The sequence below is a fragment of the Acetobacter oryzoeni genome (assembly GCF_004014775.2).
Taxonomy (GTDB): Bacteria; Pseudomonadota; Alphaproteobacteria; order Acetobacterales; family Acetobacteraceae; genus Acetobacter; species Acetobacter oryzoeni.
Genome location: NZ_CP042808.1, coordinates 419,248 through 437,022 on the forward strand (window position 1 = coordinate 419,248; position 17,775 = coordinate 437,022).

17 protein-coding genes are annotated in these 17,775 nt (G+C 56.7%); 5 read left to right on the forward strand and 12 right to left on the reverse strand.

Annotation, left to right across the window (positions count from 1 at the left end; all coding sequences use genetic code 11):
* Positions 1-188 precede the first annotated feature (188 nt).
* The 6 genes from EOV40_RS02050 to EOV40_RS02075 all read right to left on the reverse strand — a co-directional run bounded on the left by EOV40_RS02050 (position 189) and on the right by EOV40_RS02075 (position 5,609).
* Entirely contained in the window at positions 189-1,196 is a 1,008-nt protein-coding gene (locus tag EOV40_RS02050; RefSeq protein WP_128104905.1) for an SDR family oxidoreductase, read from the reverse strand.
* A gap of 134 nt (positions 1,197-1,330) precedes the next feature.
* Positions 1,331-1,909, reverse strand: coding sequence for a YqaA family protein (locus EOV40_RS02055; RefSeq protein WP_003625105.1), 579 nt, complete (start codon positions 1,907-1,909; stop codon positions 1,331-1,333).
* 13 nt (positions 1,910-1,922) lie between these two features.
* The gene (locus tag EOV40_RS02060) at positions 1,923-2,132 is read right to left on the reverse strand and encodes a hypothetical protein (RefSeq protein WP_003625103.1); all 210 of its coding nucleotides are present in this window, start codon (positions 2,130-2,132) and stop codon (positions 1,923-1,925) included.
* Positions 2,125-3,621 carry an MATE family efflux transporter gene (locus EOV40_RS02065; RefSeq protein ID WP_050819203.1) on the reverse strand — a complete coding sequence of 499 codons (1,497 nt, stop codon included), beginning with the start codon at positions 3,619-3,621 and terminating at the stop codon, positions 2,125-2,127. Before EOV40_RS02065 ends, EOV40_RS02060 begins: the two co-directional genes overlap by 8 nt.
* Positions 3,622-3,765: 144 nt before the next feature.
* Positions 3,766-4,572, reverse strand: coding sequence for an ABC transporter ATP-binding protein (locus EOV40_RS02070; RefSeq protein WP_128104906.1), 807 nt, complete (start codon positions 4,570-4,572; stop codon positions 3,766-3,768).
* Positions 4,573-4,577: 5 nt separating this feature from the next.
* Positions 4,578-5,609 (reverse strand): ABC transporter permease, encoded by a 1,032-nt coding sequence (locus EOV40_RS02075; RefSeq protein ID WP_128106176.1) that lies wholly within the window; start codon positions 5,607-5,609, stop codon positions 4,578-4,580.
* A gap of 122 nt (positions 5,610-5,731) precedes the next feature.
* Here EOV40_RS02075 and EOV40_RS02080 point away from each other — a divergent pair, with 122 nt between their 5' ends.
* Both EOV40_RS02080 and EOV40_RS02085 read left to right on the forward strand, forming a co-directional pair.
* Positions 5,732-6,664, forward strand: a complete 933-nt coding sequence (locus tag EOV40_RS02080; RefSeq protein ID WP_050819205.1) for a ribose-phosphate pyrophosphokinase — start codon at positions 5,732-5,734, stop codon at positions 6,662-6,664.
* A gap of 11 nt (positions 6,665-6,675) precedes the next feature.
* Positions 6,676-7,278 (forward strand): histidine phosphatase family protein, encoded by a 603-nt coding sequence (locus EOV40_RS02085; protein WP_050819206.1) that lies wholly within the window; start codon positions 6,676-6,678, stop codon positions 7,276-7,278.
* Between the two features lie 3 nt (positions 7,279-7,281).
* On the opposite strand, the gene EOV40_RS02090 is transcribed toward EOV40_RS02085, so the two are convergent.
* The 3 genes from EOV40_RS02090 to EOV40_RS02100 form a co-directional block, all read right to left on the reverse strand.
* Positions 7,282-8,730, reverse strand: coding sequence for a hypothetical protein (locus tag EOV40_RS02090; RefSeq protein WP_128104907.1), 1,449 nt, complete (start codon positions 8,728-8,730; stop codon positions 7,282-7,284).
* A 143-nt stretch (positions 8,731-8,873) separates the two neighbouring features.
* Entirely contained in the window at positions 8,874-9,293 is a 420-nt protein-coding gene (locus EOV40_RS02095) for a hypothetical protein (RefSeq protein WP_050819208.1), read from the reverse strand.
* 194 nt (positions 9,294-9,487) lie between these two features.
* Entirely contained in the window at positions 9,488-9,955 is a 468-nt protein-coding gene (locus tag EOV40_RS02100; RefSeq protein ID WP_012812457.1) for a hypothetical protein, read from the reverse strand.
* Positions 9,956-10,334: 379 nt separating this feature from the next.
* Here EOV40_RS02100 and EOV40_RS02105 point away from each other — a divergent pair, with 379 nt between their 5' ends.
* Complete coding sequence (locus tag EOV40_RS02105; RefSeq protein WP_003630102.1) at positions 10,335-10,871, forward strand: DUF1269 domain-containing protein; 537 nt, start codon at positions 10,335-10,337, stop codon at positions 10,869-10,871.
* A gap of 103 nt (positions 10,872-10,974) precedes the next feature.
* On the opposite strand, the gene EOV40_RS02110 is transcribed toward EOV40_RS02105, so the two are convergent.
* The 3 genes from EOV40_RS02110 to EOV40_RS02120 all read right to left on the reverse strand — a co-directional run bounded on the left by EOV40_RS02110 (position 10,975) and on the right by EOV40_RS02120 (position 14,870).
* Positions 10,975-11,487, reverse strand: a complete 513-nt coding sequence (locus EOV40_RS02110; protein ID WP_003630104.1) for a hypothetical protein — start codon at positions 11,485-11,487, stop codon at positions 10,975-10,977.
* Between the two features lie 129 nt (positions 11,488-11,616).
* Complete coding sequence (locus EOV40_RS02115) at positions 11,617-13,878, reverse strand: TonB-dependent receptor (protein ID WP_042787013.1); 2,262 nt, start codon at positions 13,876-13,878, stop codon at positions 11,617-11,619.
* A gap of 218 nt (positions 13,879-14,096) precedes the next feature.
* The gene (locus tag EOV40_RS02120; protein WP_128104908.1) at positions 14,097-14,870 is read right to left on the reverse strand and encodes an SDR family oxidoreductase; all 774 of its coding nucleotides are present in this window, start codon (positions 14,868-14,870) and stop codon (positions 14,097-14,099) included.
* A gap of 158 nt (positions 14,871-15,028) precedes the next feature.
* Here EOV40_RS02120 and EOV40_RS02125 point away from each other — a divergent pair, with 158 nt between their 5' ends.
* Together EOV40_RS02125 and EOV40_RS02130 are read left to right on the forward strand one after the other, a co-directional pair.
* The gene (locus tag EOV40_RS02125) at positions 15,029-15,952 is read left to right on the forward strand and encodes a LysR family transcriptional regulator (protein ID WP_128104909.1); all 924 of its coding nucleotides are present in this window, start codon (positions 15,029-15,031) and stop codon (positions 15,950-15,952) included.
* Positions 15,953-16,017: 65 nt separating this feature from the next.
* On the forward strand, positions 16,018-17,727 hold the full coding sequence (locus tag EOV40_RS02130) for a Na+/H+ antiporter (RefSeq protein ID WP_050819210.1): 1,710 nt from the start codon (positions 16,018-16,020) through the stop codon (positions 17,725-17,727).
* Positions 17,728-17,775: the final 48 nt, after the last annotated feature.

Genomic DNA, 17,775 nt, shown 5'->3' on the forward strand with positions numbered 1-17,775 from the left:
TTTTAGGTGTAGCGCATCCGGGCACAGGCACGGATGCGTGGTGGCCTTGCCACTCTACGCCATGCGCTCAGCACGTTCTGGCCTTATGCCGGTTGCAAGAGCGCATTGCGTGAGATGCCGTAAGGCGAGGTAGAAAACACCACCCCATTCAGCATGAAAAATATGCTGAACAGGATGGCACGTGTCCTTCAGGATTTCCGGCAGTTGCGGATATGCGCCATCAGGGCGGTTAGCCCCATGGCTGTTAATGCGCCAAAAATACCGGCCCGCAAGCTGCTGGGCACAAAGAAGGTGAGCGGGCTGTCCAGCCTGCGGGAGTGTTCATCAAACGGCCCCTGCGCCCCAAAGGAACCGGGCACGGATTTGTATAAATCATCCGGCTGCGGGCCTTCTGCCCAATCATGCTCCATCTGGGCCTTGTAGCCTTTTTCTGCCATGCGGGCTTCACGGCAGCCGGGGGCAACCATGTGCCACAGGGCGGCAAAGCTGTTGGTGGCCCCAATGGAAATAGAGCGGCTGGTGCTAAAGGCCGCACGGCAAATGGCTTCTGCCGCTACTTCGGGTTCATACACCGGGCCAACGGGTTTGAGGCGCTTGCCTGTGAGGTTGCGTGTCCAGCCATAATGGGGGGTGTTGATGGCGGGCAGATCCACCATGACCACGCGGATATTATCGGCATCGTGCAGCAGTTCTGGCCGCAGGCTTTCACAAAAGCCACGCAGGGCAGAGCGTGCCCCGTTTTCAGCAGCCTGCAGCGGCATGCCGCGCAGGTTGGGGGCCAGATCCAGATTGATAATAGCCCCTTGCCCACGCCGGCGCATAACGCCAAGTGCGGCCAATGTGCCGTTTACGCTGCCCAGATAGGTTACTTCCGTAGCACGGCGGATATCATCGGCAGAAAGGGCAGCCACCTGCCCAACCACCGTGGCCCCGGCGCAGTTGGCCCACACTGAAATGGGGCCAAGTTCTGTTTCAATACGTTCCGCCGCATCCTGCACGGCTTTGGCATCTGAAACATCCAGCGGAATCACCAATGACCGCACAGAGTGCTTGGCCAGATTTTCTGCTGTTTCCTTCAGCCGGTCTTCATTGCGGCCCAGCAGGGCAATATCAAACCCGGCGCGGCCCAGCGCACGTGCCGCCGCGCGGCCAATACCGGCGCCTGCGCCTGTAATCACAGCTATCTGGGTTGGCATCCGCGTTTTTTCTCCCGGTTATCAGTCAAGCAAGACGTTCAAAATCTGGCTGCCATTTTGCGCCGCAATCGGGCAGGGCACAAGCCACAGGGCAGAGGTTCTGCCCCGCGTGGGCCTAAATGCAGGTGCCAGATTTACAGATATTTCAGCGCAATAATGCCGCCTAAAAACACCACGGCAAAAGCCCCGGCCACTAGCGGCAGACGTTTTTCCAGAAAATCCTGAATAGGCGCCCCAAAGCGCCACAAAAGCCCGGCCACCAGCATAAACCGCACGCCGCGCGTAACAAGGCTGGCCAGCATAAAGGGCAGAATGGCAAAATGCGCCATGCCGCTGGCAATAGTCACAAACTTGTAGGGAATGGGCGTAAGCCCCTTGAGCAGAATAATCCACACCCCCCATTGGCGGAATTTTTCCTGCAAGGTCAGCAGCGTGCCCTCGGCGTGGTAAAAATGCACAATCGGGCGGGCCACTGTATCTAGCAAAGCCGCGCCAATCAGCCAGCCCAAAAGCCCCCCGGCCACACTGGCAATGGTGCAGATGGCCGCATAAACCCATGCCTTTTGCCTATGCGCCAGCACCATGGGCACCAGCAGCGTTTCTGGCGGGAGGGGAAAAAAGCTGGCTTCTGCAAAAGCCAGCGCCGCCAGCCATAAAGGTGCGTAGGGGCTGGCAGCGTGCCGCAAAACGCGGGCATAAAGGCGGTTTAGCATATGGGTTTAAAAACTACATCCGTTCACGGCGCAGAACATCCTCCGCCTTGGCGTGGATGGTATCATATTCTTCCTGCGTGAGGTTACCCCGGTGCAGCATTTCACTGGCACGGGCCAGCGCATCACGCGCGTGGGTGGCATCGGGTATGGGGTAGCGGCGGCCGGGCAGGGCAAAGGCATCATCCGGCAGAGCGTTGCGTTCTTCAGTTGTCAGCTTAGACATGGTTGGTCTTCCTGTCTTCCTCACATAGTTCAGAGGCACTTTCCAGTTCATCCAGTTCCGCCATGGCAGCTTCTGCGCTGGTGGTGGGAACATCGGAAACCGGCGTGCTGCTCCGCACTCCCGCTGCCAGAGGATGCTGTGCGGGAGAGACTTCTAATGTTTGTGTCACACGGAACGCCGTCAAGACCGCGAAGGACCCAAACACCACTGCCCCCAGCGCTTGCCCGGCCTGCACGCCAAGCGGGCCAAAGCGTGCACCCATCATGACAAACGGAATGGTGCCCAGCGTGGCCCGCCCCCAGTTAAAGGCAGTGGAATACAGCGGAAAACCAAGGTTATTAAAGGCGGCGTTGGCCACAAACAGCATACCCACAAACAGGTAACTGCCGATTGTCCATGTGCAGAACAGATGGATAAGGGCTGCGGCATCACCCTGCGCATTATACATGGCCACAACCCCGTTCTGCACACAGAACAGGAAAACCCATGTGGCCCCTACGCTCAGAATAACCAGTTTAAGGGCGGCGCGCAGTGTTTCACGCACACGGTCACACTGCCCGGCCCCGATGTTTTGCCCCATAATGGGGCCAACTGAGCCGGTAAGCGCAAAAACCAGCGCAAACAGCACGGGCACCGTGCGCTCGATAGAAGCTTGCCCCGCAACAGCGGCCAGCCCAAAGCGCGCCATGGCCTGCGTAACGTACACCCCCCCAACAGGTGTGGCCAGATTGGTGAGAATGGCCGGAAAAGCCACCGAGGCCACGCGCTTGGTGTCTGGCAGAATACGGTGGAGCTGCGGCATGGCCAGCATATCGTGCCGCAATGCGCCCCGCAGGCCCACTGTGGCCACAACGGTGCGTGAAAGCACAGTGCTAATGGCCGCTCCGGTAAGCCCTTCATGCAGCCCAAAAATAAACAGCGGGTCCAGCACCGCAGCCACAACGGCACCCAGCAACGTAATGTGCATGGAGCCCTTGGCATCCCCCACCACACGCATGAGGGAGGAGGACCCCATGCCCGCGCAAATAAGCGGCAATGCGGGGCTGACGGTGCGCAGGAAGGTGGTGGCGTTGGCCAAGGCCTCACCGCGCGCGCCAAACAGTTCCAGAATGGGGTGGGCAAATATCATGGTGCCCACACCCAGCACCGTTGCCAGCCCGATCATGACGGTAAGGGCGGAGGAGGCAATGCCCCGTGCTTCATCCGCGCGGCCTGCGCCAATTTCACGCGCAGTGGCGGCACTTATGCCAATGGTCAGCCCGATGGAAACGGCAATCTGCAAGCCAATAACAGCCCCGGCAAAGCCAATGGCCGCCGTAAGGGCCGTGTTACCCAGGTGGCTGATATACACCATATTGAGCATATCCACCGCAAACACCGCCATAAGGCCAATGGCCCCGGTGCCAGCCATAACCAGCACGTGGCGCATGATGCTGCCGGTGGTAAAGCAGGCCTTGTGACGTCCGCCAGGCGGGGAGGGCCGGTTCATTCATGCTCCGTGTGGGCTGTGCTGCGCGCGTGCCGGTGTGTGCGTTGAGTATGTCATGACTTGTGCCCCCTGCGAACAGGGAGAACACGGAACATCTGCCCTGAAAGGCGTGCAAGCCCGAATAATGTGCCCCAAGCGCCGGGGTTAGGGGGCTGGGGGTGCGTCTTCCGGCTTTTCTTCGTCTGCTTTGCGCTCCAGCGGGCGGCCTAAATATGCCTCCAGCACTTGCTCGGTAGGGCCATCCATCCGCACCTGCCCCTGATCCAGCCAGATCAGGCGGTTGCACCAATCGGCCATCACATCCGCCATATGGCTGGAGAGCACCAGAATATCGGCGCGGGAGACAAGGTTTTCAAGCCGGGCGCGGGCACGGTTACGGAAGGAGGCATCCCCCGCCATAAACCATTCATCCATCAGCAGCACATCGGGCATGATAGCCGTGGCCAGCCCAAAGGAAAGGCGCACCATCATGCCCGAACTATAGGTGTTTACGGGCAGGTCCATAAACGCGCCAAGGCTGGCAAAGCTTTCCACATCAGCTTCAACCTGTGCTGTCTGTTCCGTGCTCAGGCCAGAGAACATGCCGCGTAGGCGAATGTTCTCCCGCCCGGTCAGGTCCATGTTCATGCCCAGTGCGGGGTCTAGCAACGTGCCAATGCTACCGCGCACTGTCACACTGCCGCCTACGGGTTCATAAATACCGGCCAATGCGCGCAACAGCGTGGTTTTGCCTGCACCATTGCCGCCTACAAGGCCCAGCCTGTCTCCCGGTTGCAGGGTAAAGCTGACCCCTTTAAGCGCCTGCACCACCACGCGGTCTCGGTTATCGTGCATGAAGCGCGTGTTGAGCGTGCGGCCCAGCGTTTTGCTGAGCGATTTGCGCAGGCTGCGGGCATTGCCATGATACAGCGGAAAGGTGATTTGCAGGTTTTCAACTGCAATATCCGTCATGCGCCTTACACCCAGTATGCCAGCCGTGTGCGCATACGGGCGAACAGGCAGAAGGTTGCAACAATCAGCACGGCAGACCACCCAAGGGCCGCAGGCCATACGGTGGTTTGCATCACATCCCCCGTAAAGGGTGCGCGCAGAATTTCAATCAGCGGGTAGAAGGGGTCCAGCAACAGCCATGCCTGCCCGGTTGTCATTAACTGGGGGGACCACAAAATGGGCGTCACAAAGAACATCACCTGCGTCAGGCTGGCCACAATGGGGGGCACATCCCTAAAGCGCGCGCCCAGAATGCCCAGCAAAAGCACGGCAAAAAAGCAGTCTACCAGCCACAGGCCCGTGGCGGGCAGCACAGTCCATGACCATTTGGGCGAGACGTGAAACCACAAAAACACCCCAGCCACCACGGGCACGTTATGCGCAAACACCAAAATGTTGCGCACAGCCACACGCAGCACGTGCAGGGAATACGGCATGCGGGCGGCATGAATAAGCCGCGCCGCCCCCGTGAAGGTGCCGCAGCCTTCCTGCATGGTGCCGCCTACAAAGCCCCATAACACCAGAGAAAGGGTAAGGAAGGGCAGATAGGTGTGCACATCCGTGTTGAGCAGATACGCATACAGCACGCCCATGGCCGCCACCATAATGGCGGTAGTGGCCGTAAGCCAGAACGGCCCGAGAATGGAGCCACGATACCGCAGCCGAATATCCAGCCAGGCCAGTGTAAGCCCCAGCCGCGCATGGCGGAAGCCGCGCGCAAAATCCTGCGCGGCATGCACAAAGTAGGAAAAACCACGTTCTGGCACCAAATGCAGCACAGGTTGGCCCTTTGGCTGCGGGGCGTGCTGCGGCGCAGCCGAAAGAGGGGGCTGTTTTTTTACGGCGCGTTCTTCCTGCGTATCCGGCAAGGTGGGCGTGCTGTTCATGGTGTTTAACGCGATAGAGAACCCTGCCTGTTTGTGCAAGGTTGGCATGCTTTTTATGCTGCCATTATAACCCGCCACACAGGCCCATCTGGGCCCAAAGCAGCGCGTTATTTCCGCAACGATTGGCAGGAAAACACTCCACAGAGATGACAACAGGCCCCGTGGTTGCTACACCCGGCCCGCCGGAGAGCCCTTTTTTCGTTCCACACCTAAGGCCGGGAACCGTCCTTGTCATGAAAATCGTCGCCTGTAACAGCAACCTCCCACTTGCCGAAGCCGTTGCCGCGGAGCTGAACCTCCCCCTCTGCAACGCCACCGTGCGCCGCTTTGCGGACATGGAGGTGTTTGTAGAAATCCACGAAAATGTACGTGGTGAGGACGTGTTCGTTATCCAGAGCACCTGCACCCCCACCAATGATAACCTGATGGAACTGCTGATCATGCTGGATGCGCTGCGCCGTGGTTCGGCCAAGCGTATTACCGCAGTGATGCCCTATTTTGGTTATGCCCGGCAGGATCGTAAATCCGGCCCGCGTACGCCTATCAGCGCCAAGCTGGTTGCGAATCTGCTGGTAGAAGCCGGTGCCAGCCGCGTGCTCACGCTGGATCTGCACGCCATGCAAATTCAGGGTTTCTTTGATATCCCGGTGGACAATCTGTACGCCGCACCGCTGTTTGTGCGCGACATTCGCTCCCACTACGGAGACCGTGATCTGATGATCGTCTCCCCCGATGTGGGTGGTGTGGTGCGTGCCCGCCAGCTGGCCCAGCGCCTGAACACGGATCTGGCCATTATTGACAAACGGCGTGAACGCGCAGGCGTTTCCGAAGTGATGAACGTGATTGGTGATGTGCGCGGCCGCCACTGCCTGCTGGTAGATGATATTGTGGATAGCGGTGGTTCACTGTGCAACGCAGCCCGTGCCATTGCCGAGCAGGGTGCTGCATCTGTGGGCGCATACGTGACACATGGTGTGCTGACAGGGCAGGCCGTGGAACGCATTGCCGATTCGCCTATCGAAATGCTGACACTGACAGACAGCATCCGCGCCACGGAAAAAGTTATGGCTGCGCGCAATATCCGCCAGATCACCATTTCCGGCCTGCTGGCACGCGCCATTCATGCTGTGGCGGATGAAAGCTCCGTTTCCTCCCTGTTCGATTGATCCGAGGCCCTATGAGCACGCTTTTCCCCCGCCCATACTGGTATTTGCGCCATGGCCAGACAGACTGGAACCGGGCTGGTCTTTCTCAGGGGCGCACCGATGTGCCCTTGAATGAAACCGGCATTGACCAAGCTGTGGCGGCGGGAAAGCTGCTTGAGGTTGCCCTGCGTGCCGCAGGAGAAAATGGGGTAACGCGCATTGTGTGCTCTCCGCTGGAGCGTGCTTTGCGCACTGCCACCATTGTGCGTGATGCGCTTATCACCCACGGCCTGCCAGCCTTGCCGCTGGATGTGGATACGGGGCTGGAGGAAGTCTGCTTTGGTGAGCAGGAAGGCCAGCCGATAGGGGATTGGTATAATAGCTGGATTGCCGGTGAGTACACCCCACCGGGGGCAGAAACATTTGCTGCCCTGCGCCAGCGCGCTACAGATGCCGTAAACCGGGCCACACAGGCTCCCGGTCGGCCGCTGATTGTGGCACATGGGGCGCTGTTCCGTGCTTTGCGCGCCGCTATGTCTTTGCCTGCCAATGTGCGCCTGCCCAACGCCATTCCGCTAAGCTTGGAGCCAGAGGCAGATGACCGTTGGGAACTGCGGGAACTGATAGACGCGTAAGCGTTAGTTCTGGAGCTTATAGAGTTCGAACGAAAGATCAGATGCGTCTATTTTGTGGCGCGTCTTTTTATGTACCGTGCGCACAGCGTACACCTGCTGATAATGGTTTTGTAAAACAGCGCAGACTGGCTGTTCTATGGCGCCCGTCTGGCATCCGGCATAGGGCAGCATAACAAAAGCAGGGTGCTGTGCCAGATCATCCAGATAATGCTGTACGGCCTGTTTTTTGAAAATAATGTCTATATGATCCCGAAACAGGTAACGGTCTGCGCTTATCAGGTTTGCCATGTAAAAATGGGCATGATGGGCCCGGATATTCAGCACCTTTTGCCCGGCAGCCATATTGGCAATCTGGGCGTAATCTATTTTTTCTAAGTTCTGGTGCAGCGCCAGATTAGCACGTATTTCCTGCCCCCCGGAAAAAAGCGTGAGCGCGCAAGCAGGAGCCAGTGCGCCTATTGGCAACGTACCTTTCTGTTGTGCCAATAGCACCAGCATGATGCTGAGGGGCGCAAACCACAGCCCCGAATAATGGCTGAATGCGTGGCCAGAAAGCAAAGCCGCAGGCACCGAGGAGATAAACCACAGCGTAAGCAATGTGGTATCCGGTGTTGGGGCTGTTTTAAGTATGGATTTCTGCCCGAACCATTTGATGAGAATAGGTGAAAAAACGGCCAGATAAGCGGCCAGCAGCAGAACAGCCTTTATGCGTTTTGAAAGTTTGCCGCTGTAAGCATGTAAAAACTGATGCTGCAGCGCAAAGTAATCAGCCAGCGCATGATGCCCCTGTATAAAATATGGCGTAAACAACGCAGCCAAACCGCCACAGGTGCCAATAGCAAACAAAATTATATTTAAAGCCGGGCGTGTATTTGCCAGTAATAAAAAACATACAGGCAGAAACAGGCAAATACCTTCCAGATAATTTATGTTCACCGTAAGGCCAAACATAACCCCGGCAGCCAGAAGCCATAAAATGCGGGGTGCGGGCTGAATGGTGGCAAGTATGCCTTTGCGGGCCAGCCAGAGTACGGCCAGTTCTGTTGTGATCAGAAGTGTTTCTGTATTTCCGGCCAGCAGCTCAAATGGCGCGCCCAGCAGCGCGAGTGCCGCAAAAACCCATAGCCAGCGTGTGTGCCATATACTGCGGGCCATGGCTGCAAATGCAGCAAGAGAGAGCAGGGCCAGCACCGTAAACTTGCCAACAGGTAACTGGGCTGTAAGCGCATCCCACACACCATACAGCACATAAATACCAAAGGGTTTATGATCGAACACATACTGGTAAGGCAGCATATGGTCTTGCAGCAGCCCCCGGCCAATAAGTGCGTAAAATGTTGTATCGGCAGTGGAGAAGGGGAGGATCAGGTAAGAAAAAATATAAAAAATACTGCATAAAGATATAATAAAAATAAATATCTTGTTTTTGAAAATGCTCTGTAAATCCAACATAATCCTTCCCCTGTTCGAAAGTGTGGATATTCACGCAGGGAAAAGGAAGTAAAGGGAAAATAAGTTAAATAATTTTCTAAAAAACATGGCAGAATAGCCAAGCGGCAGCTTCTGCCATGCTTATCTTAACAGTGTTGAGCACATTATACGGCGGGCGTGTGTTCCTGCGGGGAAATGCGGTTTCTTTGCGGAAACAGAGAGGGATCATGCAGGGCACGCAGGCGCACGCACCGGGGCAGAAGCCTGCGGATAATGTGCATGGTGGCGGTATCGGAAAGCCCTGTCTGTTCAGAAAACCAATCCAGCTCTTCCTGTAGGAAAAAGCCGCGTACTTCTGCTTCAGATGCCGGAGGACTGTGGGGGGCGGTCTGCCACCGGCGGATGGTGGAAATCATGCCCATGGCTTCTGCCCGCTGTTCCAGCTTACTGGGGTGATCCGGGGCAGGAACAGGGCCAAGAACCTCGTTTAGCGCGCTTAACAGGCCGGATTTGTTAAACCATGCGGCAGTTACAAAGTCTCCCACGCTGGAAATGGCGTTGGAGACGGAGTTCAGGAATGTCATGAAAACCTCCCGTCTTTATAAAAGGGGTGCATACTGCCAACGGCGCGTGGGCGCAGAGAGTTTCCATGTGCTCAAAAAATAAAAACCGCCCCCAAAGCAAGGGCGGTTTTTACAAACAGACCATCTGCCACAGCCATCAGCCTTAAGCCATATGGTGTGGCAATGCGTGGCGGGCGTGGCCGCCTTTTTCTGTATTAGTCCTGCAGCGGCAGCATAAAGGTGCCATCATCCAGCTGGATGCCACGCTGGGCAGCATGGGCACAGGTTGCGGTGCGGATGTCTTTGTCATCCACAGTGTTCAGGTCAATCATCTGGCCGGGGCCAACCATCAGCTGCCCTGCGCCACCGGCGGGGTATGCGGCATCACTTTTCACATCGCTGCGTTTTGCAAGGGAGCGGCCGAGTGAGCGCACCGTTGTATCATCATCAATGTTGTGGGCGTAGCAGTAGTACATCAGCCCGGCAATGTTGCCTACAGATGCGTTATCTACCGTGGGGCCGGGGCCAACAGGTGCTTCCGGCACAGAAGCCACGCCAACATTGGCAGCATGGGCAGGTGCAACCCCGGCAGCCAAAGCCAGGCCACATACGGCAGCAAGGGCCGCTTTGCGCAGTGTGTTCATGGGTGAACCTCCTTTGTGAACAAGTTTGATGAGGCTCACTATCGAACCGGCCCGGATATGCGGCAAGGGCCTTGGTTGCCGGTCTGTTATGCAGAAAATATTGGTTTGTTATCAAAAATCCTGCATGATTTGTGAAGTTTCGTGATCTAATCGGACAATAATGGTCCGTATTGTCACTCGGGCGTGAGCGGGTGGATGCTGTACCTGTATTGGCCGAGCGGGGTATGGTTATTTAGTTGTCTTATACGAATACTCTATAATGGTATTTCTGTATTTTTATGCTGCCTGCGTAATATGGCCCACTGGCATGTGTGGGGTGGGCTTCCCATATCCTGAAAGGACTACATACAAATGTACATGCCGTTTGCCGCCCGTAGGCCAGATGGCATGAAAGATATAAAGCAGGGAGCCGATTTGAATGTCTGATCTGATTGTTCTGGGTTTTGACCACGTTGATGATGCCGCCAAGGTGCTGACAGAATGCCGCGCCTTGCAGAAAGAATACCTGCTGGATCTGGAAGATGCCGTGGTTGTTACGCGGGATGCACAGGGCAAGGTGCATTTGCACCAAAGCGTAAACCTTGAAAAAGCCGGGGCTTCCTGGGGCCTGCTTTCCGGCGGTTTCTGGGGTGCGTTGGTTGGCCTTTTGTGCCTGAACCCGCTGGCTGGCTTTTTGATCGGGAGTGCTGTGGGCGCCGGTGCGGGCGCGCTGTCTGGCAAGTTCTCTGATTACGGAATTGATGATGGCTTTATCAAACAGCTAAGCGACACCATTCCGCCCAACACCTCTGCGCTGTTCATTCTGGTTCGTAAGTCTCAGCCGGAAAAAGTGCTGGCCGATCTCAGCCAGTTCAAGGGCCATGCCCGTATCCTGCAAACCTCTCTTTCCCCAGAAGCAGAAGAAAAGCTCAAGGCTGCTTTGGGTCAGGTTGCTGCGGCACAAGCCAAGGCCTGAGCCATACTTTAGGCACCAGCCTGCACTTTGTGCATGGAAAACCCCCGGTGGCATAAGCACACCGGGGGTTTTTTAGTATCTTAACGCACAGAATGAAAAAGGTTCACAGCCGTTTGCCCATTTCCTGCCGCAGGGTGTTGCAGCGCTGGGTATATTTTGCAGCGCGTGTGGCGGTAATCCAGTTGATAATAAACGCCGCCGCCAATGAGAGGAACGAGGCCGCAGTCAACAACTGGCCGGTCAGATAGATTTTTTCATCATAATGCAGGGCGGAATACCACAGCAAAGTCAGGCTCAGCACCGCGCCAATAAAGCCGGAAACACCTGTAAGCCGCATAAGGGAATCTTCCACCAGTTCAAAGGCGGCGGTTTCTCGCCACAGGTCAAACAGGCGGCGGTCAATGTCTCCCACGTTTTCAGCGTGGTCTGCCTTTTCGGCTTCTGTGCGCTTGTGGGGGTTCTTGCGGTGGATCTCCAGCTCCTGCCGGGCCTTGGCAAAAACCTTCCGCCGTTCCTGAATGGCGGGCAGGCTGATATCCACAAAACTTAAAATGGCAACATTCAACCCGGCGGAAAGCTGAACAATGGCCTGAAAGTTGCCCCATGTCATATCCATTGGTCTGGCTCCTCCACGGGCTGGATATCCTCGTATTGGAGCCGTTTTCTGGGGCAAAATGCCGGTAAAATCAATCCATGCCCATGTGGGGGCTGTAGCGCGTGGGCAGCGCCACAGCCGGTAACGTGGTTAGAAACCTTGGGAAATCCCGCCCAGAATGGTGCGGCGTAGCCCGTATTGCGGGGCCCCCACGCCAATGCCGGAACCATCACGCAGCTTGTAGGTGTGGTCCCCCAGATTGATCACATCTATGCGGAACTGCGTATCCCCCGGCCATGCACTGCCAAATGTGTTGTGGATGGTTTCCACGGCAGAGAAGTTGACGGTAGCATAAGGCGTAAGCGCCACACCGTTGGGCACAAGGCCATCGGCCCGCAGCCCGCTGCCATACACCATGGTGGCAGACAGGCGCAGCGGAAAGCGCGTTTTGTGGAAGAAGGAATACGCCGCCCCGGCAGAAGCCGTCCAACGCTGGTCATGGTCCAGATGGATCCAGCGGTGCTGAATGTAAGCCAGATCATCCGGGCTCATGTTAAACTGCGCGCTGGTAATATCCTTGCCAATGGCGCGAGACCACGCAAAGTTGCCGTACAAAGAAAGCGGGCCACGATCATAAGAGGTGCTGACCTCATACCCGTTCACCTGCCCACGGCGATAGTTAAAGCCGCTGAGGATGATGGGCGCACCAAACTGGCCTTCATCAATCAGGTTATGTGCCAGCTTGTAATAGGCATCGAACGAGACACGCCAGCCCGGCAGAATGGTTTGTTCAATACCGGCATCAAAGTAATGGTCGCGCTCGGCCCGCACCTTGTTGTTCTGGTAAACGGAGGGCGCGGCACTGGTGCCTGCAAATTTGTACAGCGAGGAAGAACTGACAACCTCAAACGGCGGGGGCGTAAAGTAGCGTGAATACCCGGCGTGAATCACACCGCCTTTCCACGGCTTCCACACAATGTTCAGGCGTGGGCTCACCTGTTTTTCCGCCGTGTATTCGCTCACCCCATCAAAGCGCAGGCCGTAATTGATGGTCAGGTTGTTCAGCGGTCGCCATTCATCCTGCGCATACAGGCCGTACACCGTGCCGGTTTTGCCGCTGCCATCGTAAATGCTCAGGGGCGTGGTGCCAAAGGTGGCGTTGCCATCTGCATCCTCACCTTCCTGCCCAAACACGCGGGAGAGGGATTTGGAGGTGTTGCGTTCTACAAAAAGCTGAAAACCAAAGCGCACGGTGTGATCTTTTGCAGCACGCCATGTGACGTCATGCTGCGTGCCCATGGAAAACACCGAGCGCGCGGCCTGCTGCGCAATACCGTTGTAAACCAGATCTCCCAGCCAGTCGGGCGAATAGCGCAGGCTGCTGTAGCGGGAGAACACGGAGCTTTGCAGGCTGAAGTCTCCCATCTCTTTCTGCAACGCCAGAATGGCAAAATCTGTAATCTGCTTTTGGTGTTCATCCAGATGCGCACTGTCCACGCTGCCATTCAACTGCTGCGCCAGATCGCTGCCAGAATAGGCGGGCATGGCAAACTGGGTTTGCTGGCCGGGGTTGTTGGGCAACTGGTATTCTGCGTTGGAAACACCGGCAATAAAGCTGATACGCGTATCTTCATCCGCCGTGTACCGCAGATGGCCCAGAAAGTGATACTGCTCGCTCAGGTCATGGATGGCGTTGAAGGATGATGTTGTATTTTCAATGCCCGTGCGGTCATGCACATAATCTGCCGTGGCAAAGAAATCCCACTTCCCTTTATGAAAACCATATTGCAGGGAAGGAAAGAAGTAATCCCGCGCCCCACCGTAAAGTGAGAGATTGCCGCCAGAATTGGTGGTGCCGTTCTTGGTGTTGATATCCACCACAGCCGCCTGCAAAAACCCGAACTGGCTGGGCAACGCCCCAGTGGTGAGGGACATGTTATCTGCAAAGCGTGTCATCAACGCTTGCCCAAACACGCTCAGCCCCTCCGGCAACTGCACACCATCCAGCCGGAACTGCACCTCGTTATGGTCCCCACGCACATGGATCTGGCCGTAGCTGTCCTGCGCTACGCCGGGGGCTTGCAGCAATACCTGATTAAGCGGTGCGTTATCACCACCGGGAATGGTTTCCAGCGCCTGCCGGCTGAACTTGTGCACCGTGGCCCCGGTGGAGGGCGAAAGTTCTGAACGCATGCGGTCCAGATGCGCGGTGACAATCACCTGCTCGGCATCGTTCTTGTCATGCGCAATCACTTTTACGGTTTGCGGCTTTGTTTCAGTGGGCTTTTTCTGCTGCGTTTCTGTTGTGGAGGGTGTTGTCGTGGTCGTGGTGGTTTCAGCCAGGGCCATGCTGCTGCCCAGAGCAGTAAAAACAGTGGAGCAGAGAAGAAGAGCGGCTGATCGAACCATCATGCTGTGCGCTGCCTTGGTTGAGTGTGGTGGAGGCGCAGCATGTATTATGTAACACTATAACATTACAACAGGAATGAGCCTTGTTTGCTCAGCTTTCTGTGGGCTGTTGCACGCGCGCAACAGCTTTGCATCTGGGGCAGGGCACAAAAAAGGAGGCCACGCTTTGCACGTGGCCCCCTTGCACATGGCGGTGTGCCGCAACGGGCACAAAGCCGGTTTTATTTTGTGGTGTAACCGCCGTTTACCAAAATGGTCTGGCCCGTCATCCACCAGCCTTCAGAAACAATAAAGCGCACATAGGGTGCAATATCTTCAATGTCTGTCAGCCCTGTTTTGCTAAAGGGAGAAAGTGCGGCAGCGGTTTTGTGGTAAGCCACGGCATCTGCACTTTCCTGCCCGTAAAAGAACGGCGTATCCATAGGGCCGGGGCCAATGGCGTTAACAGAAATGCCACGCGCGCCATATTCCTTGGAAGCCGCACGGGTGAAGTGTTCCACCGCAGCCTTGGAACCCGCATAGGTGGAATAGAACGGTGTGTACGCGCCTAGCAGAGATGTCACCAGTGTTAGCAGCTTGCCGTTATCGGCCAGATGTTTTCCGGCTTCACGAATGAATTGATACGCCACCTTGGTGTTGATGGTGAACATGGCATCAAATTCTTCATCCGTGGTGTCTGCAATCGGCTTTTTCAGCACTTTGCCCACGGTGTTAATGGCAATGTCTGGCGCGCCAAAAGCCGTTTTTGCATCTGCAAACAGTTTGGCTACTGCTCCGGGCTGTGTCAGATCAGCCTGAAAAGCCTTAGCCTGCGCGCCTGCCGCTTTTACAGCGGCCACAGTGGCATCGGCTTCCGCCTTGCTGGCTGCGCTATGGTAATGGATGGCAATGGCCTTTGCGCCATGCTCTGCCAGATCCCGCGCAATCAGCCCGCCCAGATTTTTGGCCCCACCGGCTATCAGAACGGTTTTGCCTTTAATGCTGTGGTCTACCATGTTGGGTGCTCCCTTGCATGTATCGGGGGCCGATGGATGTGGCTCCCGTTTTCTCTTGCCACCGTATCAGCTACAGTAGGCGGATAAAGCTGCCTGTTCTGACAACACTTGCCAGATTTCCCGAACAATGCAGGTGGCAGCCCAAAAGGCTAACGCGCATGGATAGGATAGATCTTTTTCGTATTTTTGCCCGCGTGGTAGAGGCGGCCAGTTTTACCCACGCGGCAGAAACCTTGGGCATGCCGCGTTCCAGCGTATCCGCCGCCGTGCAGCAGCTAGAAAGCCGCGTGGGGGCACGTTTGCTTACGCGCACAACACGCACAGTTACCCCCACGCCAGATGGCGCAGCCTTTTACGAACACTGCCTGCGCCTTGTGGCGGATGTGGAGGAAGCGGAAAACCTGTTCCGCCAGAGCGAAAGCGCTGTGCAGGGTGTGCTGCGTGTTAATATGCCCGGCCGCATTGGGCGGCTGATTGTAGCCCCGGCCTTGCCCGATTTTCTGGCAACATATCCCGGTCTTTCGGTAGAACTGGGGGTAACGGACAGGGCCGTGAACTTGGTGGAAGATGGGTTGGATTGCGTGCTACGCGTTGGGCCCTTGCAGGATTCCGGCCTGATTGCCCGCCGCATGGGGGAGCTTGAACTTATAAACGTGGCCAGCCCCATATATCTTAAGCAGCGCGGCACACCCCAATGCCCGACAGATTTGCTGAAAGGGCACGAGGCTGTGCGTTATGCCTCCCCCCAGAATGGCCGGGTAGAGCAATGGGAGTGGGAGGAACACGGCCATACCCACACGCTGGATGTGCCGGGCCGCGTAACGGTTAACAGCGCAGAGGCTTTAATAGCCTGCACACTGGCCGGGCTGGGGGTGATGCAGATACCCGCTTACGATGTGCGCTCTTACCTGCATACAGGCCAGTTGGTGGAAATACTGCCCCAGTGGCGTGCGGCACCGCTGCCTATGGCGCTGCTTTATCCGCACAGGCGGCACCTTTCCATGCGGGTGCAGGTGTTTGCCACATGGTTGGAAAATTTGGTGCGCCAGCAGGTTTTGCGTCCTGTTTCCGCCATGCCGTAAAGCGGGTGTGTTTCTGCAGAATGTCCGTTGCATAAACACCCAAACACGCCCAAAGAGCGCAGGCCATGTTGACCATAGAAAACATTCTGCTGCTGCTTTTGCTGGCGGCAGTCAGCAGCCTGCTTGTTGCCCTGTTTAAACAGAAGGTGCCGCAGCCGGTTATCCTTATCATTCTGGGTGTGTTTGCTGCGGTGGCGGGCATGCATGTCAGCTTGCAGCCAGATATGTTCATGTTTGTGTTTCTGCCGCCATTGCTGTTTGCAGATTCATTTCGCATGCCATTGCGTGAGTTTGCAGAACTGCGCGGCCCCATTCTGTTTCTGGCCTTTGGGCTTGTGGTGCTCAGCACGCTGGTATGTGGCTATGCTATCCACTGGATTGTGCCAGAGCTGGGCCTGCCCATCTGCTTTACACTGGCGGCTGCACTTTCCCCCACAGATACGGTTGCGGTTTCCAGCCTTATTGAAGGGCGCAAGGTGCCCAACCGGCTGTTGCAGATTTTATCGGGCGAGGCCCTGTTTAATGATGCCTCCGGCCTTGTGTGCTTTCGCTTTGCCATGGCCGATGCCCTTACGGGTGAGTTCTCTTACAGGCAGGCTTTTGGCACGTTCCTAATGGTGGCGCTGGGCGGCCTGTTGGTGGGCGCTGCGGTGGCATGGCTGGCTGTTAAGCTCAACCGCGTGCTGGTGCGCCGTGGGTATGATGATCCGCAATCCCAGATCATCTTTGTGCTGCTCTTGCCGTTTTTAATGTACGCCGCGGCAGAAGCGGTGGACTGCTCGGGCATTCTGGCCGCCGTGGCAGGCTGCATGGTGCTCAAACTTTCTGGCATGATAGAGGACACCGCCACTTTTACCCGCCTGCAGGCCACAACGGTCTGGAACATTGTCAGCTACGTTTTTAACGCGCTTATCTTTTTGTTTCTGGGCATGCAGTTGCCAGAACTGTTGCAACATGGCGTGGCGCTGGGCCGGAAATATGATGTGGCCTTGTGGCAGGTTGGCCTGTTTGTGGTGCAGATATACGCCATTATGCTGGCCATGCGCTTTGCAGGTGTATGGACATCCGTTTTCGGCCGTTGGGTGGTGGCGCGCATTGGCAGCCTGCCGTTTGAACCCACAGGTTTTGCAGGCAGCATGTTGCTGACATTTGCTGGCGTGCGCGGGGCCGTTACGCTGGCGGCTGTACTTTCCCTGCCCGAAGGCACGGATGGCACAGATGCCTTTCCCATGCGCGATGCCGTGGTGGTGGCCGCTACCGGGGTGATTGTTCTTTCCCTGCTGGCAGCCAGTGTGTTCATTCCGCTGTGTTTGCGCTTTTTGCCGCAGGAGACGGTGGACAAGAACGCGCAGGAAGAAAACATGGCCCGCCAGAAGCTGATACGCGCAGCCCTTGCGGTGCTGACAAAAGCGCGCGCGCAACCGCCAGCGCCCAACCCAAACAGCACAGCACTGGCAAAGCCCGAGGGGCAGAATGCAGATGAAGCCCTGCGGCAGGAGGTGATAGACCGCCTGTATCAGCTGTATCACAGCCGTTTGGAAGAAGAGGACGAAACGCCGCGCATCACACCGCTAGACCGCAGCCGCGCCCTGCGCCATGCGCGTATGGAACTGGCGCTGCGCCTGCAACTGCTGCGGGCCGAACGGCAGGCCATGCGGGATATGACATCGCGCAGCGAGATTAACGACCAGACAGAATGGAAGCTCCAGCAGGAACTGGATTATGAGGAGCAGGTTATCCGCTCCCAGTCTCAACGCCTCCCGCGTGAAGCCTAAAGCCAGCCGCCGCGTTGGGGCGTGCTTTTGTTGACAAGCCACCCCCAG

Excerpts from the sequence above, each read along its gene's own strand:
- EOV40_RS02115 (WP_042787013.1), bottom strand. The coding sequence starts at position 13,878 with ATGATGGTTCGATCAGCCGCTCTTCTTCTCTGCTCCACTGTTTTTACT.
- EOV40_RS02070 (WP_128104906.1), bottom strand. The coding sequence starts at position 4,572 with ATGACGGATATTGCAGTTGAAAACCTGCAAATCACCTTTCCGCTGTAT.
- EOV40_RS02130 (WP_050819210.1), top strand. The coding sequence starts at position 16,018 with ATGTTGACCATAGAAAACATTCTGCTGCTGCTTTTGCTGGCGGCAGTC.
- EOV40_RS02095 (WP_050819208.1), bottom strand. The coding sequence starts at position 9,293 with ATGACATTCCTGAACTCCGTCTCCAACGCCATTTCCAGCGTGGGAGAC.
- EOV40_RS02060 (WP_003625103.1), bottom strand. The coding sequence starts at position 2,132 with ATGTCTAAGCTGACAACTGAAGAACGCAACGCTCTGCCGGATGATGCC.
- EOV40_RS02090 (WP_128104907.1), bottom strand. The coding sequence starts at position 8,730 with ATGTTGGATTTACAGAGCATTTTCAAAAACAAGATATTTATTTTTATT.
- EOV40_RS02125 (WP_128104909.1), top strand. The coding sequence starts at position 15,029 with ATGGATAGGATAGATCTTTTTCGTATTTTTGCCCGCGTGGTAGAGGCG.
- EOV40_RS02055 (WP_003625105.1), bottom strand. The coding sequence starts at position 1,909 with ATGCTAAACCGCCTTTATGCCCGCGTTTTGCGGCACGCTGCCAGCCCC.
- EOV40_RS02080 (WP_050819205.1), top strand. The coding sequence starts at position 5,732 with ATGAAAATCGTCGCCTGTAACAGCAACCTCCCACTTGCCGAAGCCGTT.
- EOV40_RS02050 (WP_128104905.1), bottom strand. The coding sequence starts at position 1,196 with ATGCCAACCCAGATAGCTGTGATTACAGGCGCAGGCGCCGGTATTGGC.
- EOV40_RS02105 (WP_003630102.1), top strand. The coding sequence starts at position 10,335 with ATGTCTGATCTGATTGTTCTGGGTTTTGACCACGTTGATGATGCCGCC.
- EOV40_RS02120 (WP_128104908.1), bottom strand. The coding sequence starts at position 14,870 with ATGGTAGACCACAGCATTAAAGGCAAAACCGTTCTGATAGCCGGTGGG.
- EOV40_RS02085 (WP_050819206.1), top strand. The coding sequence starts at position 6,676 with ATGAGCACGCTTTTCCCCCGCCCATACTGGTATTTGCGCCATGGCCAG.
- EOV40_RS02065 (WP_050819203.1), bottom strand. The coding sequence starts at position 3,621 with ATGAACCGGCCCTCCCCGCCTGGCGGACGTCACAAGGCCTGCTTTACC.
- EOV40_RS02110 (WP_003630104.1), bottom strand. The coding sequence starts at position 11,487 with ATGGATATGACATGGGGCAACTTTCAGGCCATTGTTCAGCTTTCCGCC.